This window comes from Micrococcus sp. GbtcB5 (assembly GCF_019091605.1).
Taxonomy (GTDB): domain Bacteria; phylum Actinomycetota; class Actinomycetes; order Actinomycetales; family Micrococcaceae; genus Micrococcus; species Micrococcus luteus.
This window is the reverse complement of the sequence record NZ_JAGXJK010000572.1, coordinates 1-232: the sequence shown is the minus strand read 5'-3', so window position 1 is coordinate 232 and position 232 is coordinate 1. Positions and strand designations below refer to the sequence as shown.

Genomic DNA, 232 nt, shown 5'->3' with positions numbered 1-232 from the left:
GTGCCTTGTTTGTTTTAACTGAGCCGTCACCTGAAGTGCCTGGGGACAATGCATCCAAAGCTGTGAAAGAAAAGTATGAGCGTTGGCAGAAAGCAAATGACAAAGCTCTCTACTCTATGCTTTCTAGCATGGTTGGCACCCTCAAAACCCGGTTTTCTAAAACCGAGGAGGCTGCTGAAGTTACGACGAAGTTAACTGAGCTATTCGGTAAGGCATCACATCCGTCATGCTT

General features: G+C 46.6%; 1 protein-coding gene. It reads left to right on the top strand.

Features of this window, described 5'->3' with window-relative positions; translation table 11 throughout:
• Window positions 1–232, top strand: a 232-nt coding sequence (locus KVS67_RS13545; protein WP_217565596.1) for a hypothetical protein, incomplete at both ends; no start/stop codon positions are given.